16 protein-coding genes are annotated in these 15,492 nt (G+C 55.2%); 8 read left to right on the plus strand and 8 right to left on the minus strand.

The genetic code is table 11. The annotated features are described in order from the left end of the window. On the minus strand, positions 1 to 983 hold a 983-nt coding region (locus VEI96_10495; protein ID HXX58418.1), incomplete at its 3' end, for an 8-amino-7-oxononanoate synthase. A 216-nt stretch (positions 984 to 1,199) separates the two neighbouring features. On the opposite strand from VEI96_10495, the gene VEI96_10500 reads away from it, so the two are divergent. The 7 genes from VEI96_10500 to VEI96_10530 are packed head-to-tail and all read left to right on the plus strand — an operon-like array spanning position 1,200 to position 7,088. Beyond that, positions 1,200 to 1,619 carry a hypothetical protein gene (locus VEI96_10500; GenBank protein HXX58419.1) on the plus strand — a complete coding sequence of 140 codons (420 nt, stop codon included), beginning with the start codon at positions 1,200 to 1,202 and terminating at the stop codon, positions 1,617 to 1,619. After that, a complete protein-coding gene (locus tag VEI96_10505) occupies positions 1,616 to 2,257 on the plus strand; it encodes an ATP synthase F0 subunit B (protein ID HXX58420.1) in 642 nt (213 codons plus the stop codon). The genes VEI96_10500 and VEI96_10505 overlap by 4 nt, the downstream gene beginning before the upstream one ends. Continuing rightward, complete coding sequence (gene atpH, locus VEI96_10510) at positions 2,254 to 2,793, plus strand: ATP synthase F1 subunit delta (GenBank protein ID HXX58421.1); 540 nt, start codon at positions 2,254 to 2,256, stop codon at positions 2,791 to 2,793. The genes VEI96_10505 and atpH overlap by 4 nt, the downstream gene beginning before the upstream one ends. A 4-nt stretch (positions 2,794 to 2,797) precedes the next feature. After that, positions 2,798 to 4,306: a F0F1 ATP synthase subunit alpha gene (atpA, locus tag VEI96_10515; GenBank protein HXX58422.1), complete on the plus strand. Its 1,509-nt coding sequence runs from the start codon at positions 2,798 to 2,800 to the stop codon at positions 4,304 to 4,306. A 36-nt stretch (positions 4,307 to 4,342) separates the two neighbouring features. Continuing rightward, positions 4,343 to 5,215, plus strand: a complete 873-nt coding sequence (gene atpG, locus VEI96_10520; protein ID HXX58423.1) for an ATP synthase F1 subunit gamma — start codon at positions 4,343 to 4,345, stop codon at positions 5,213 to 5,215. Between the two features lie 21 nt (positions 5,216 to 5,236). Then, entirely contained in the window at positions 5,237 to 6,652 is a 1,416-nt protein-coding gene (gene atpD / locus VEI96_10525) for a F0F1 ATP synthase subunit beta (GenBank protein ID HXX58424.1), read from the plus strand. Positions 6,653 to 6,680: 28 nt separating this feature from the next. Further along, positions 6,681 to 7,088 (plus strand): F0F1 ATP synthase subunit epsilon, encoded by a 408-nt coding sequence (locus VEI96_10530; GenBank protein HXX58425.1) that lies wholly within the window; start codon positions 6,681 to 6,683, stop codon positions 7,086 to 7,088. A gap of 108 nt (positions 7,089 to 7,196) precedes the next feature. On the opposite strand, the gene VEI96_10535 is transcribed toward VEI96_10530, so the two are convergent. The 3 genes from VEI96_10535 to VEI96_10545 form a co-directional block, all read right to left on the minus strand. Continuing rightward, the gene (locus VEI96_10535) at positions 7,197 to 8,690 is read right to left on the minus strand and encodes a hypothetical protein (protein ID HXX58426.1); all 1,494 of its coding nucleotides are present in this window, start codon (positions 8,688 to 8,690) and stop codon (positions 7,197 to 7,199) included. Between the two features lie 112 nt (positions 8,691 to 8,802). Beyond that, the gene (locus VEI96_10540; protein HXX58427.1) at positions 8,803 to 9,405 is read right to left on the minus strand and encodes a hypothetical protein; all 603 of its coding nucleotides are present in this window, start codon (positions 9,403 to 9,405) and stop codon (positions 8,803 to 8,805) included. 76 nt (positions 9,406 to 9,481) lie between these two features. Further along, a complete protein-coding gene (locus VEI96_10545; GenBank protein HXX58428.1) occupies positions 9,482 to 10,039 on the minus strand; it encodes a glycine zipper domain-containing protein in 558 nt (185 codons plus the stop codon). 162 nt (positions 10,040 to 10,201) lie between these two features. On the opposite strand from VEI96_10545, the gene VEI96_10550 reads away from it, so the two are divergent. Then, positions 10,202 to 10,570 (plus strand): hypothetical protein, encoded by a 369-nt coding sequence (locus tag VEI96_10550; protein ID HXX58429.1) that lies wholly within the window; start codon positions 10,202 to 10,204, stop codon positions 10,568 to 10,570. A 189-nt stretch (positions 10,571 to 10,759) separates the two neighbouring features. Here the strand turns inward: VEI96_10550 and VEI96_10555 are convergent, their stop codons facing one another. The 4 genes from VEI96_10555 to VEI96_10570 form a co-directional block, all read right to left on the minus strand. Continuing rightward, positions 10,760 to 11,386 (minus strand): hypothetical protein, encoded by a 627-nt coding sequence (locus VEI96_10555; GenBank protein HXX58430.1) that lies wholly within the window; start codon positions 11,384 to 11,386, stop codon positions 10,760 to 10,762. Positions 11,387 to 11,461: 75 nt separating this feature from the next. After that, positions 11,462 to 11,911, minus strand: a complete 450-nt coding sequence (locus VEI96_10560) for a hypothetical protein (GenBank protein ID HXX58431.1) — start codon at positions 11,909 to 11,911, stop codon at positions 11,462 to 11,464. A gap of 4 nt (positions 11,912 to 11,915) precedes the next feature. After that, positions 11,916 to 13,400 carry an efflux transporter outer membrane subunit gene (locus VEI96_10565; GenBank protein HXX58432.1) on the minus strand — a complete coding sequence of 495 codons (1,485 nt, stop codon included), beginning with the start codon at positions 13,398 to 13,400 and terminating at the stop codon, positions 11,916 to 11,918. Further along, the coding region (locus tag VEI96_10570) for an efflux RND transporter permease subunit (protein ID HXX58433.1) at positions 13,393 to 15,492 on the minus strand (2,100 nt) is incomplete at its 5' end. The genes VEI96_10565 and VEI96_10570, both read right to left, overlap by 8 nt.

Consider the following 15,492-nt stretch of genomic DNA (forward strand, 5'->3'; position numbering starts at 1 on the left):
TCCCCGACCCTCAGGGGGATGATCGGCGTCTTGCTTTCCGTATGATATCCCGTCTTCCCGAGAGCCGTAACCAGCCTGTTCCGGTTCTCCCATAATTTCTCGAGACGGTCGGTCCCCTTCCCGAGGACCTCCAGCGCCTTCAGTGATGCCGCGACAATGCCCGGGGGCAAGGCGGTCGAGAAGATGAAGCTCCGTGCGCTGTTCGTTACCCATTCGATAACATCCTCCGAACCGGCGACGAACCCGCCGTAAGAGCCGAGTGCCTTCGAAAAGGTACCCATCTGGATAATCCATGGCTCGGTCCGGATACCGAAATGAGCAAGGGCGCCCCTGCCTTTGCCGATGACACCGGTGCCATGGGCGTCATCAATATAGAGGAGGGCGTCATACCTCCTGCAGAGTCTGTGTATCTCCCGAAGGGGCGCGATATCACCATCCATACTGAAAACGGCATCGCTTACGACCACGTACCTGCCCCGTCCGGAGCCGGCCTTTGCAACTGAGGCCCGCTCCATGAGCTGAGAAAGGTGGGTCGCGTCGCGGTGCCGGTAGACAAGCGTCTCAGCCCGGCTCAACCTGCATCCATCTACGATGCTCGCGTGATTCAACTCGTCACTGAAAAGGACGTCCCCTTCTCCTGCGAGTGACGGGATGACCCCCGTGTTGGCGGCATACCCGGAGTTAAAGAGGAGTGCGCTCTCCGTCCCCTTGTGCTCTGCTATCCTATCCTCGAGTTGTTCATGGAGGCGGGTGCCCCCTGAGAGAAGCCGGGAAGCACCGCTCCCGAGACCGAAGTCGCGAAGGGCGGTTTCTGCGGCATCGGCGAGTTCCGGGAGATTTGCAAAACCGAGGTAATCATTGGAGGCGAAGTTTGTGAACTCCCTTCCGTTTATCACTATCCTCGGTCCCTGAGGAGAAGACCGGTCTCGTATGACACGGTTGAGATGACGATTGTATAATTCCCTGAGCTTGCGAGAAAACATGCGTGGACCTCATTTATCGTAGCACAAGTTCATTAATAATTTTAATGCATCGTTACGTTCTCTTTATATTCTCTCTCGACCGGCTGTTTCCGCGGGTTTCCATAATGCTGCCGGGGGAAAAGAATACCTTTTCAATCGGTGTTTCCTTCTTGACAAGGTTTTTGCTCCTGTGATAATCTGCTTAGGCTCACAAAATCTCGGAGGAGAAAACCGGAAATGTTGGAACTGAATTCATGGTTTTTTGTCCTGCTCCTGAACTTTCTTGCATTGCTCTATATCCTCAACATCATCCTCTTTAAACCCCTTCTCAGGCTCTTTCAGGAGAGAGACAATACCATTAAGGGATCCCTTGCTGCCGCGAAGGAGATGGACGCGAAGAAAGAAGACGCCCTCGCGAGGATGAACCGGGAACTTCTCGAGGCGAGGAACAGGTCGAAAGAGGTCTTCGAGCGCCTGCGGAATGGGGGACTGTCCCGACAGAAGGAGATGCTCGAAGCGGCCGCTACCCAAGCGCATGATCTCATAGAAAAGGCGAAGGGTGAATTGAAATCGGAGGCAGAAAAGGCGAGGCAGAAATTGCGGTCGGACGTAGAGAGGTTCTCGGACGAGATCGTGAGAAAGCTGGTGGGGGCATGAAGACCCAAATGGCCGATGGTCAGGAATCGCCCGCCCATCCCTGCCCCCGCTCTTCACGGACACCCCTCGTGACCATTCGCTCGCTCCTCCTCGCATGCTGCATCCTGTCCCTCGGATGCGCGTCACTCGCCTTCGGGGCCGAAGAAGCGGCACACGGCGGAGCGTGGAAGGAATGGCTCTGGAAGATACTCAACTTTGCCATCCTCGTCTTCATTCTCGTAAAGTTTTTGAACAAGCCTCTTCGGGAATTCCTGCGAGGGAGGACGGAACTCATCGAAAAGACCCTCAAGGAAGCGAGGGATGCAAAGGCGCTCGCTGAAAAGGCCCTCGCCGAAGTCGAAGAAAGGTTGAAACTCAAGGATCGGGAGATAGAGGAGATCATCGCACGCGCCGAGCGTTCGGCGAAGGCCGAGCATGACCTTCTCGTTCAGAACGGGGAACAGATGAAAGAGAAGATCCTTGAGCAGGCGCGAAATAATATCGATTATGAATTGAGGCTCGCGAAAGAAACGATAAAGGCAGAGGCTGTCGGGATCGCTATGGAACTGGCAGAGAAGAAACTGAAGGAGAGGCTCACGAAAGAGCAGCAAGTGAAGCTCGTCGAAGAGTCACTCGAGAGAATGGAGACGAAGCGTTGAAACTCCCGCAAAAGGCAAAGAGGGCTGCAACGATGTTCCTGAACACCGTCGGTATCGAGGCCGTGCCGAAGGCGCTGGATGAACTCTTCGCGATCAACGGACTTGTCGGAAAGAGCAGGGATTTCCGCGGCCTTCTCGAAAACCCACTCTTTACGGATGAAGAGAGAGGAAAGGTGATGAAAGAGCTTGCCTCGCTGCTGAAGCTGTCCGACAACACAGTCAGGTTCGTACGCTATCTCTCCGAACAGCTCATGGTCCAATCGCTTCCCGAGGTGATCCAGGCCCTCACGGCCATGTACCTTGAGAAGAAAAAAAGGGCAAAGGCGACGGTGATCACGCCGATAGACACAAACAGGAAATACGATGCCGCACTGACCGCCTCCCTGAAGGCGTTGACGGGAAGGGACATAGATATAGAATACGTCGTCGACCCTTCCCTGCTCGGCGGCATCCTCATAAAGGTGGGGAGCACCATGTACGACAGCAGTTTAAGGGGCCAGTTACGGCTTTTAAAAGATGATCTACTAAAGAGGTGATTCGATGGAGATTAATGTCGCAGAGATAAGTGAACTCTTGAAAAAACAGATCAACGACTTCGAGAAGAAGGTGGATGTCAGCGAAGTCGGAAGCGTGATATCCGTCGGAGACGGTATTGCGAGGGTCTACGGCCTCGAAAAATGCATGGCCTCTGAGCTCCTCGAATTCCCCAACAGCATCTTCGGCATGGCCCTGAACCTCGAAGAAGACATGGTAGGGTCTGTTCTCTTCGGGGAAGACTCGCTCATCAGGGAAGGCGATATCGTTAAACGCACCGGGAGGATCATGTCTGTCCCCGTAGGCGATGCGATCATCGGAAGGGTCGTGAACGCCATCGGTCAGCCGATCGACGGAAAGGGGCCGATACAGGCGACCGAGACGAAGATGGTCGACATCGTCGCCCCAGGTATTGTTGACAGGCAGCCGGTCAGAGAGCCCCTCCAGACAGGGCTCAAGGCCATCGACTCGATGATCCCCATCGGGAGAGGACAGAGGGAACTCATCATCGGTGACAGGCAGACGGGAAAGACCGCTATCGGCATCGATGCCATTATCAACCAGAAGGGTGGCGATGTCATCTGCATCTACGTCGCGATCGGACAGAAGCGTGCGAATATATCCCGAATGGTGAAGCTGCTCGAGGATTTCGGAGCGATGGGACACACCATCGTCGTCTCCGCGACGGCGAGCGAACCCGCGCCGCTCCAATTCATAGCTCCCTTCACCGGCTGCGCAATCGGTGAATACTTCAGGGACAAGGGGAGACATGCGCTCATCGTTTACGACGACCTCAGCAAGCAGGCCGCTTCTTACCGGCAGCTCTCCCTCCTCCTTAGGCGTCCCCCCGGACGTGAGGCCTATCCCGGCGATGTCTTCTATCTCCATTCGAGGCTGCTCGAGAGGTCGGCGAAACTTTCCGCTGATCTCGGCGGAGGATCTCTCACCGCGCTTCCGATCATCGAAACCCAGGCCGGAGACGTATCAGGTTATATCCCGACGAATGTCATATCCATCACCGACGGCCAGATATACCTTGAACCCGAACTCTTTTATGCGGGTGTCAGACCTGCAGTCAATGTCGGTCTGTCGGTCAGCCGGGTCGGTGGTTCGGCTCAGACAAAGGCGATGAAGCAGGTCGCGGGCACGCTCCGCCTGGACCTCGCGCAATTCAGGGAACTTGCGGCATTCGCCCAGTTCGGCTCGGACCTTGACAAGGCAACCCTTGCACAGATCGAGAGAGGGAAGAGGATGGTGGAGCTTCTCAAGCAGGGGCAGTATTCGCCGCTCTCGGGGGAAGACCAGATCTTCATTCTCTTCGCCGGTGCGAACGGGTTTATCGATGACGTGCCTGTCGAGGCGGTTAGGAAGTTCGAAGAGGAGTTTCTCAGGTTCCTGAAGGACAGGGGTGAAGATATCAGAAAGGAATTGCGGGAGAAAAAGGTGATAGACGATCCGCTCAAGGAGAAGATCGTGAAGGTCGTCGAAGAATTCAAGAAGGGTTTCTCCCTGTAGGGCTGCATGCAAGAGAGACCGGTCTCAGGTGAATAGATGCCTACGCTGAGAGATATCAAGAGAAGAATCAAGGCGGTCAATAACACACGCCAGATTACCAAGGCGATGAAGATGGTCGCTGCGGCGAAGCTCAGGAAGTCCCAGACGCGGATGCTGGAACTGCGCCCCTACGCCGAGCGGATGCACCAGGGAATCCGGAACGTGGCGCGGACCGCCGAGGTGAGTCTCCATCCCCTGCTCGCATCGAGGCCGAGAAGGACAGTCGAAGTCGTGGTCCTCACGAGCGACCGGGGGCTTTGCGGCGCATTTAATACGAACCTCCTGAAGGCGTCTGCAAAACAGATACGGGCAGTCGAGGAGGACGGCTTCACCGTCAGCGTCAGCGCTATCGGGAAGAAAGCGGTCGACTACTTCAAGAGGCGGAACATCGCGCTTCGTGCGAATTGGACGGGACTCTCCGGGAGGGTCTCCTTTTCGTCCGCTCAGGAAGTGGCCAAGGACATTATCGAGAACTACATCGACGAAACCTTTGACGAAGTGTTGCTCGTCTTCAACCAATTCAAGTCGGTGGCACAGCAGCAGGTCACGGTGATGAGGCTTTTCCCGCTCGTGACGGATGAAGATGAGGCAGAGGAGGAATGGGAAGGGGTCGGCGACATCATCTATGAGCCTTCCCCTGAAGAGATCTTTAGCATCCTTCTTCCGAAGAACGTCGAGATACAGGTCTTCCGCGGCCTCCTCGAATCACAGGCCTCTGAAGAGGCAGCCCGCATGACCGCGATGGAGAACGCAACGAAGAACGCCAATGAGATGATAGACAGCCTGACCCTTCAGTATAATAAGGCGCGCCAGGCTTCGATCACGAAGGAACTCATGGATATCGTCGGCGGCGTTGAAGCCCTGAAATAAATAATCTTTGGAGGTTCACATATGAATGAAGGAAAAGTCGTCCAGGTAATCGGCGCGGTCGTTGACGTGGAATTCGAAGAGAAGCTGCCCGAGATATTGAATGCCCTCAAGATAGAGCAGAAGGCCGATTCCGGCAGAGGGGTCCCGGAACTGAATCTCACCCTTGAAGTTGCGTCGCACCTCGGGGAAAACAAGGTGAGAACGATCGCGATGACGACGACGGACGGCGTTGTCAGGGGTATGAGAGCCGTCGATACCGGTTTACCGATCGCCGTGCCGGTCGGCGACGGCATCCTCGGCAGGATCATGAACGTCACGGGAGACCCCTATGACAAGCTCGGCCCGATCGAGGCGAAAGACAGATGGCCGATCCACAGGTCTGCGCCTGAATTCGCCGAGCAGGAGCCGGTGACGCAGGTATTTGAGACGGGCGTCAAGGTCTTCGATCTCCTTGTTCCCTTTGTCAAGGGCGGTAAGATGGGGATGTTCGGCGGGGCCGGCGTCGGCAAGACAGTCGTTATCATGGAGATGATCCACAATATAGCGATGGTGCATGGCGGCGTCTCGGTATTTGCCGGCGTCGGGGAACGGACGAGGGAAGGGAATGACCTCTACCTCGAGATGAAGGAATCAGGCGTCTTGAACAAGACAGCCCTCGTGTACGGCCAGATGAACGAACCGCCCGGCGCGCGGGCGAGAGTGGCCCTCACCGCCCTCACCGCGGCGGAGTACTTCAGGGACCAGGGCCAGGACGTGCTCATCTTCATAGACAATATCTTCAGGTATACCCTGGCGGGCTCCGAGGTCTCGGCGCTTCTCGGAAGAATGCCCTCTGCCGTAGGATACCAGCCTACGCTCGGAACGGAGATGGGCGTTTTGCAGGAAAGGATCACGACGACAAAAAAGGGTGCCATCACGTCCATGCAGGCGATTTATGTGCCTGCCGACGATCTTACCGACCCCGCTGTGGCGACAGCGTTTACCCATCTTGACGGAACAGTCGTCCTTTCGAGGCAGATATCCGAGCTCGGCATCTACCCCGCGGTGGACCCGCTCGATTCGACGTCGAGAATTCTCGACCCGAAGGTCATCGGAGAAGAGCATTACGCCGTCGCCAGAAAGGTCCAGATGATACTCCAGAGGTATAAGGAACTCCAGGACATCATCGCGATCCTCGGAATGGAAGAACTCTCCGAAGACGACAAGCTCGCCGTGGCGAGGGCCAGGAAGATACAGCGTTTCCTGAGTCAGCCCTTCCATGTCGCAGAGGCGTTCACCGGAAGACCGGGGAAGTATGTCAAGCTTGCCGACACCATCAAGGGTTTCAATGCGATAGCTGACGGCGAGTACGACGATCTTCCCGAGCAGGCCTTCTATATGACCGGCACGATCGAGGAAGTCGAAGAAAACGCTAAGAAGCTCGGCTGGAGCAGGTAGCGAGAGATACAGGTAAGGAGCCATACGCGTGGAGACACTACGTCTTGATGTTATCACCCCTTACGGCATTATTTTCAGCGATGATGTGGACGAGTTCACCGCCGTCGGAAGTGAGGGTGAGTTCGGCGTGCTTCCGGGACACGCGCCCTTTGTTACAATCCTCAGGGTCGGTATGCTCACCTACAAGAGTGGCAACCAGACCGGATATATCTTCGTCAACAGCGGTTATGCCGGGGTGCGGGCGGACAGGACGCTCATCCTGGCCGATAGCGCCGAGCGATCTGAAGATATCGACGTTGAGCGCGCCAAAGCCGCGTTAAAACGGGCAGAGGAGAGACTGAAACAGGCAGAAAAGATAGATTTCGCGCGCGCGACAGCGGCCGTTGAAAGGGCGACCATAAGGGTGCAGGTAGCGGAGAAGCACGCCGCAAGATAAATAGCCACGCCTTCCCTCTCTCTTGTGTTGTAACCCTGCGGATAATGCCGACCGGACAACCTCGAAGTCAAGCTCGGAGCTTACGGCGTGACCGCCAAGGCCGCTCCTTCAATTATTTGTACCGTGACAGTCACTGCAGTTCATCTCTTTATAGGAATCCCCGACATCGACCGGGTGAGGATACGCCGCGGTGGTAAGAAGCACCTGACCCTTCGATCGGTCGCCGGCACGCGTGATGAGGAGATGACAGAGACTGCAATCCCTTGACAACACCTTGCCGTCACTGCTCACGTGCCTGCCATCGTGGCAACGAAAACACCCGGGGGAGTACATATGGCCGGCATTGTCGGGAAAGCTCCTCCAGCTCACCTTCATCGCGGGGTCATAGTTGCGGCCATAGATAGTCTGTACCTCTTTCACGGCCTTTTCGATTTCCGCCTTCTTTGAAGAAGACAGCTCAGGGTAAGTTTTTTCATAGAAACCCATGATTATCTCCCTGATACCGTTGCGCCCGGCCTGTCCGGAGTCGTAACTCTTTTCGAGTGCCTTCATCGCTATACTCTTTATTTCCGGCAGAGACGGGTCGATCAATCTCTCCTGTAGATATGCGTTCAACACCTGATCTGGAGGACGGAAGAAATGCCCTGTCCTGTTATGGCAGTCAATGCAGTCCATGACGCGCTTCTCGGCTCTGCTCAGCTCTTCGTCGGTGGCCTTGCTGTCGGTGCTCCGATACACCCTTTCCTTCCCGTCATATCCCGTCGCCTGTATCCAGGGAATCACCAACCGTTTCCGGTCAGCAGCAAAATACCTGATCTCCTTTGCAACCGTTGCATGCCAGTGGACCCTCGGCGGTTTCTCCGTTTCAATGCGGCCCGTTCCCATCTTCAAAAGCAAATAGATCGTCCACTCCGTGTTCCTTGCGTCCGAAAGAAAGTGCCTCCTCGTATCGAGCTTTTCGCTAAGAGCATATTGCAGACCATGGCATGTTTTACAGGTATCCTCTGCCGGCCGCAAATCTTTGACCGGAACCGGTATCGGCCTCTTATATTTATCGAAGACGAGGGCATAGAGCTGTCTCGTCCCGTTCAGTTTCGAGAGGAAGAAATGCTTGGCGCCTGAGCCGACGTGACAGACTACACAGTTGATCTCAGCGTGGGGTGAAAAACCATGGGCAGTGCTTTCAGGACCCATGACACGGTGGCAGAGCATGCCGCAGAAGGTGTCGGACTCCACGTACTCATAGGCATTAAAACTGATAAACGCATAGAGCAACGAGAGCAGTACAAACCCAGTGCCGAGAAGAGCCATGGTGATGCGCTGAGAGGGGTCGTTGAAATCGATCACCGGAAGACGTTCGGCAGGTCGGCCTGCTTTCATCCTGCGGCGTTCACGTATGACACCGATCACAAACAGAGCAAGGCCGCAGAGAACGAAAACCGGCAAGATGATAAAGATGATGACATCCGCATAGGGCTTCGGATGCTTTGTCAGCGTCTCGACAACAGTGAAAAAGAGGATGAGGCCGACATTGAAAACAGCGATAACTATTCCGATGAGGGAGAGGGGATTATAGAATGTCGCCGGAAATCTTCGCTTCACGGATAGCTCCTCTTGTTGCATGACAGGCTGAGGAAATACCTGCCCGATAGAAAGCGGGCCGTACGAGGAACCCATGATTCATCGTACAGCCCTTTGCCTCTTTACAAACTATCTATTTCTTTTTCGGCTTTTCGACCGAAATGGCGAATGCCTCGGTATAGGTGATCACCACGAGGTCTCCTACCTTCACATTCTCAAGCTTCTTCGGATCCTTGATCTTCACTTCCTTAACGTTCCCCTCTGGTCCCTTCAGCGTCACGGAGGGCTTCTTCTTGTCGATAGCCGTGATCGTGGCTGTTAGGGTAACCTTATTCGCCATGGCCGCTGCAGGCATCTCACCCGGCTTTGCCCTTCCGGCCACCTGCTCTTCCGTCATACCCGGCGTGGCTTCTCCCGGCTTCTTCACGTCGACGACAAGAGACTCATAATACTTCGCCTCGACCTGGTCTCCCACCTTTACCTGCGGAAGGTTCCTCACTTCCTCGCCCGCCTTGAAGGTTATGGTATTTCCTTTTGGACCCTTGAGCGTGACCATCCGCGTCGTCTGGTCCACCGCCTCGACCGTGGCGGTCACTGTCCTGAGTTCCGACTTCTCGAAGGCCGGTTTCTTTGCCTGAGCAGGCGCCGCGGATTCCTTTTTCTCTTCGGCTAGCGCAGCCCCTCCAAGAGACAGGATAAACATCGCTACGACGAAAACAGAGAGTACTCTCTTCATACAAACCCCTCCTTCCATGAATAATACTTTGCTATAACGCCGAAGGCGCTTTTCAAGACCCTGCATCGACGCATCATCAACCGACACGCTGCATCACGACATTCCCATTTCCATAATCGATGATCAGCTTGTCCCCCTCGATCCTGAACTTCGTGTTCTCGACGTACTCAGGCTTGCTGAGAATGAGCGTAGACCCGACGATACGGTACGACTCCGTAACCTTTTCGACATGCCCGTTCATATCCGTTTTTGTCGTTACGACGGTGCCGTCTTTCCTGAAGTGGGAAACGATCGACTTGTGGCGCTTCTCGGGCTTCGGCGTGATGCTGATGACCTGCCAGGTGGTTCCGGCAAGAGGTCTCATTTCCGCCTCAGTGGCAGCCTGACGCTTCGCCGCGTCCTTCTTGTCTGCCTCGTTGCCGACAAGATACCCAATCCCTGCTCCTATGCCCGCCCCGAGCAGGGCAGTCGCTCCCCAGGACCCATGCATATTCGCAAGGCCGCCGATGAGGGCTCCCGCACCGGCACCGGTGGCGGCCCCCGTCTGAGCCTGCGTCGCGCAGCCGCCACCCAATACTGCTGTGAGTAACATTCCGACAACGCAGATGACGCTCACTATTCCTTTACCGTTCATCGCTACTCCTTTCCCAACATCACTCCGATATCCGAAGGGCAATGATAAATACTCCGTGGCCCTATTTTATTTCTTTTCAGGTAAAGGCTGGTTCAGCCTTTTCATTATAGCACAAGAGACGAACTCATATTGACAATGGTTCCCGATATTGATACATTAGAGATGATGTTTACAAAGTCGTGTCTTGCGATCATCTCCGGCGTTCTCATTCTTGCTTCAGCCACTGTCGCGATATGTGCGGCTGCGGAAGAGGATCAGTGTGCTGAACGCGGTATCAGCGTCAGGAACATGGCGCTCATTAACTTATGGTACAGCAAGAATGGCGGACAATGTTCGACGTGGTATCCTCGTGACCCGAGCTATCGTTTCACGATTAAGCCGCGAGACAGCGTCGAGATTTTTCTTGATTCAAGCTGTCAGCAACCCTATTGTGCCAAGAACCCCACCTACAAAGATTACAAGGCTGCCGACACTGACGGCGATTGCAACGTTAATATGCGCCCGATTTGTGAGCTCTCGGATTCTCTTTAGCGTCCCGGAAATACTTCACAGCGATTGTCGAGCAGCAGATTTACAAGTGCGTCATTACGTTCTTGCGGAAGGCGTTAGTATGCGTTTCTTCCTCCAAGTCGGTGAGTCCGCGTCTGTTCAGCCCATCCATAGACCTCTCGCCTCATAAGGTTGCAAGAGAGCGTTATTGATTTTCGTTATCGCCGCACTTCATCTGAGCAAGTTTTCTTTGTGAAGATTATCTGTCATAATTTCGATGTAAGACGGTATCGCATTACGGGGATCACCCGACGTCTGGGTATACGATGTGGCGGTCCAGATGAGCTTCTCTGTTTTCGCATCGTAGAGATTCGTCTCGATCATGAAGAGCTGATTGTCCGGGGCGTTGTTGAAGATTTCCCCGGTGGAACTGAAAGAACGACCATACATATCCGGCATGCGATAGTAATATCCTTCAGGAATATCGTTCGCGCTCCGCGTTTGCCCGCCCATCTCCCTGAAAACGATTCTCGTAAGGAGCACGGCATCCGCTTTGAGCTCAGCGACCTTTGCTTCGAGTATCTCCTTATCCACCTTGGTCTCTTGAGGAAAAACGGTATAACTCGGAATCGCATCGATTCCATATTTTCTCAATTGCTTCACGAACTCATCTTCGAAGAGGACCCGCACCTTCTGCGTTTGAGAAGGTCCTACTACCAGCATCTTTCTGAATTGCTGCCCCTGATACTCTTGATCTACCCAGACCTTCGTCACCTTCGTCTTCGATGTGGCACACGCTAACAAGAGTACAACCGGAATTATTGTCAATAACAACAAGAGATGGCCTACCTTTTTCATAGAATCCTCCTGGCAATTGAATGCGAATTGTTCAACAACGCGCTGACTATTTATCCCTTCCCTCTCTCCCGCAACTCAAGCGTCTAGAGAGTGGAGCTTTACGACGACAGCGGCAAGCACCGCCGTCGACCAGCCGAACATGAGCATCCCGGCCATCGATTCAAATGCCCCGAGGCCCCGCCAGTGGTCCGGCAGCGTTATGTAGCTGGCACCGAGCGTGGTGTAGCTGTTGATCGAAAAATTCATTGCCGACATAGCATTCGGGACGATACCCCTCAATACGTAATAGGCGGTCCAGATGACGACTTCAAAGGCATGCGTGGCCATCATGATCGCGACGATGCCGATCATGACCATTCTGTAGGCACCGGGATGCTTGCGATCTTTTTCACTCGAGTAAGAACGTCTGAAATAACGCCTCGCCAAATTCATACCCGCTGAGTGGGCGATGACCGTCAGACTCGTCAGTGCCAGCGCGACAAGAAACTGCTCGACGTAGCGGAAATCAAAGTTCATCATCTTCATTGGATCAATGCGGCTCGCTTTTTCCGTCTCCGCTTGTAGATGAAGTCGGAGTGCCTGAAGTGGTGCCCGACACTACCGTCATTTCGTCGGCCTTGACGACCCAGCCCCCACCCATCGCCTTATACAGATTGACGAGCGCCTCGAAAAGGGTCCCCTGTCTTTGTGCGTGAATCAGCTCTGCGGTGTATAGCCTTGTATTCGCATCGAGCACCTCGAGATAGCTTGTGTAGCCGTTTTCGTATCGGAGCCATGCGAGGTCCGCGTAACTGCGAAGGGCGCCTACTTCCTGAACAAGCGCAGCGAGTTCTTCCCTCGTCCTCCATTGGTCAACGAGGGCATCGTCAACCTCGCGGAAGGCGGTCTGGATCGCCTGCTGGTAGATGAGGACGGCCTGCTGCTGCACCGCTTCAGCTGACTTCACCTGCCCTGCGATCGCCCCGCCTGTAAAGATAGGCGCCGCTAAAGGGACAGCCCAGCTCCACGTCTTTGCCGGTCCCTTGAAGAGGTCGGACAGATTATTGCTCGCCAACCCGAGGGCCCCGGTGAGAGAGATAGTAGGGTAATATTGGGCCTTTGCGACTCCGATGTTCGCGTTCGCTGCGATGAGGTTTTCTTCAGCCTGCCGGATATCAGGACGGTTCACAAGGATGTCCGAGGGCAGACCCGAAGGTACGGCGGGAAGCATGAGTTCATCAATCGTCTTGCCCCGCGGAATCGAGCCAGGGTTTCGTCCCAGAAGCACGCTCAGTGCGTTTTCCTGCTGGGCTATGATCTTCTCGTAAAAGGGGATATTCGCTAGTGCTTGTTCATATTGGGCCTTCGCCATATTAACTTCCACCTCAGAAACAATTCCATATTCGAAGCGGAGATTGAAGATGTCGTACCCCTCCTTGTAATTCACTGCCGTCTGCCTCGTAATCTCGAGCTGTTTGTCCAGGTCACGGAGGTTGACATATGCATTTGCGACTGAACTGACAAGGGTTAATATCACTGTCCTTCTGGCCTCTTCAGTGCTGAGCAGGTTTGCCCGCGCCGCTTCCGTGGCACGCCGGAGTTTCCCCCAGAGGTCGATCTCCCAGCTCGCATTGAGGAACAACTCCGAACTGTTGAAAGTCGGGTTACTGCCCGGGCTCTCCTGAAGGGGCAGCGGCCCTGTCAGTTGGCTCACCCGCTGTCTCCCGTAAAGGGCGCCGGCAGATACTTGTGGGAAAAGAGCTGCGCGGGTGGTCTCGTACTGTCCGATGAACTGTTCCACACGCGCCGCAGCTATCTTGACATCCTTGTTCTCCTCAAGGGCGACGTGGATAAGATCGTTCAGCACGGGGTCATTGAACTGCTCCCACCATGCCGTGTTCGCTACATCCTTCGCTTCCTTGTCTTCGAACCTCCATGTCTGCGGCGTGTCCACCTGCGGCCGCTGGTAATTCGGCCCGACCATGCAGCCGGACGTGATCAGGATAAAGGACAATAAGAGGATACCTTTACGCATGGCGGTCCCCTTCCTTTCCGGAGGTCCCTTCTCCGTGGACGTCTCCCTTAGCAGGAGGATGGGCGCCCGTGTCCCCTTTATGCCCGAGCTTCTCGACCACGTAGAACGTGACCGGTATGAGGAATATGGCGATCGCGCTCGCAGCTCCCATGCCGCCGATGACCGCCGTACCCATGACCTGGCGCGAGATAGCACCGGCACCACTCGCAATGGCGAGCGGCACGCAGCCAAGGATGAACGCAAAACTCGTCATGAGGATCGGACGAAGGCGCAGCCTGGCGCCATTGAGGGCCGCGTCCATGAGTGTCTCTCCCTTTTCATACTCCATCTTTGCGAACTCGACAATCAGGATCGCATTCTTTGCCGCGAGACCGATGAGCATGACCAGACCGATCTGCGCGTAGACGTTATTTTCGAAGTTTCGGAGTAAGAGCCCTCCGAAGGCCCCGGCCACGGCGATGGGAGTGCCGAGGAGGACCGAAAAAGGTAATGACCAGCTCTCGTACTGCGCCGCCAGAATCAGGAAGACACAGAGGAACGAAAAAGCGAAGATTGCGATCGGCGAAACCCCCTGCTGTGCCTTTTTCTCCTGGAAAGACATGCCGCTGTAATCATATCCCATCTCCCTCGGCATGGTCTGGGCAAACACCTCTTCCAATGCCTTCATCGCCTGCGCCGAGCTGAACCCGGGAGCAGCCGTTGCATTGATCTGGGACGAGCGGTAGAGGTTGTAACGCATAGTGAATTCCGGGCCGTATATGGCGCGGACCGATGTGAGCGCCGAGAGGGGAACGGGTTTTCCTTCGCTGTTTCGTACGTAAAACTGGCCGATGTTCTCGATGTTGGTACGATATTCCCCTTCGGCCTGGAGGAATACCTGCCACTGGCGGCCGAAGCGGTTGAAATAGTTGATGAAGCCGCTCCCCATGAAACACTGTAAGATCTTATATACGTCAGAGATGTTGACCCCCTGCTTGAGGACCTTGTCCCTGTCCACATCCACGAAGAGCTGCGGCACCGTCGGAATGAACGTCGTGGTGATGCGACTCAACTCGGGCCGCTTCCTTGCCGCTTCGATGAACTTCTGCGTATTGGCTGCGAGAAAGGCGATGTCTTTGCCCGAACGATCTTCCAGGATGAAGGTGACCCCACCGGAAGTGCCGACACCCATAATGGCAGGCGGAGGGAAGGCAAAGCCGATCGCTCCGGGAATGGAGGCCATCTTCTTTGAGATCGACGCCTTTATCGCCTCGTACTTCTCCTCCGGCTTCTTCCGCTTGGACCACTCCTCCAGGGAGATGAAGAAGAAGGCGCTGTAGGTATTCTGCACCTGGCTCAACATGTTATAACCGATAATCGACGAGCAGTACTTGACACCCGGTGTCTTCGTGATGATTTCCTCGGCCTGATGGGCCACCTCGCCAGTCCTCTGCAGGGAAGCCGCGTCCGGCAGCTGTATCCCCGCGAAGATGAAGCCCTGGTCCTCGTCGGGGAGGAAGCTGGGGGGGATGTGCTTGCCCGATAGCCCGGCCAAGACCGCGACGGCTGCGAGGATTATCAGGCTCACCGCGCTCTTCCTGATGGCCGCGCCACAGAGAGAAACATATCCATCGGTAGCTCGGCCGAAGACCCGGTTGAACCAGTCGTAGAACTTCTGCAGCAGACCGGTCCCTTTTTTCTTTGGCTTCAGAAGCAGCGCGCAGAGGGCCGGAGAAAGGGATAGGGCGTTGAAGGCGGAGAAGATGACCGAGACGGCGATAGTCACTGCGAACTGCTGGTAAAGCTGACCGGTAATCCCGGGTATGAAGGCGGTCGGAATGAAGACAGCCGACAGGATGATTGCGATAGCCATGACCGGGCCGGAGACCTCTTCCATCGCCTTGAACGACGCGTCCTTTGGTGAAAGGCCCTTCTCAATATGGTGTTCCACCGCCTCGACGACAACGATAGCATCATCGACGACGAGGCCAATGGCGAGGACGAGACCGAAGAGCGAGAGCGTGTTGATCGAGAAGCCGAGCAAGGGAAAGACGGCGAAGGTTCCTACGAGCGACACCGGGACCGCCAGAAGCGGAATCAGCGTGGACCTCCA

This window comes from Thermodesulfovibrionales bacterium (genome assembly GCA_035622735.1).
Taxonomy (GTDB): Bacteria; Nitrospirota; Thermodesulfovibrionia; order Thermodesulfovibrionales; family UBA9159; genus DASPUT01.